This is a genomic window from Pseudomonas sp. EL_65y_Pfl1_R83 (assembly GCF_963970695.1).
GTDB lineage: Bacteria > Pseudomonadota > Gammaproteobacteria > Pseudomonadales > Pseudomonadaceae > Aquipseudomonas > Aquipseudomonas tritici.
Genome location: NZ_CAXAQI010000254.1, coordinates 1 through 519, shown reverse-complemented (window position 1 = coordinate 519; position 519 = coordinate 1). Strand labels below are relative to the sequence as shown.

Genomic DNA, 519 nt, shown 5'->3' with positions numbered 1-519 from the left:
TGGCCCGTCGCCTTTGTGCCGATCACGCCGGAGCGAGCGCAGCCCGATCCGGTGCTCGGCCTCAAGTTCACCATCGAGGCGCGGCATGGCGGGATGGTCCTGGTCGATATGACCGGGCTCGATCCTCGTCCGCTCGCCATCGCCTTTGCCGGTGCGCTGCGGCGCTCGGCCGAGCTCGGAGGATCGATCGGTGCGGCCAGCGTCATCAAGCAGTATGTCCAGGTCTATCGTCACTTCTTCGCTTGGCTTGGCGATGAAGCGCAGAAGGTGGCCGGTGTCAGCGACCTAAGCGCAGCCCATATCGATGGCTTTGCATCCGCGCTCGAACAGCGCGGGATGGGCTCGATCCACCGGCACATAACGGTCAGCAAGATCATCAACACATTGCGCGCGGTCGAGGCAGACCGGCCTGATGGGATCGCGCCCGACCTGCATGAGCGGCTGCGCTACACTCTGGCCACATCGGCGGGCCGCTCGACCCCGCGCGATGCCTATAGCCCGTTCGTCGCCCGCGCGTTG

General features: G+C 65.9%; 1 protein-coding gene. It reads left to right on the top strand.

Features of this window, described 5'->3' with window-relative positions:
* Window positions 1-519, top strand: a 519-nt coding sequence (locus AACY08_RS28710) for a hypothetical protein (protein ID WP_339472472.1), incomplete at both ends; no start/stop codon positions are given.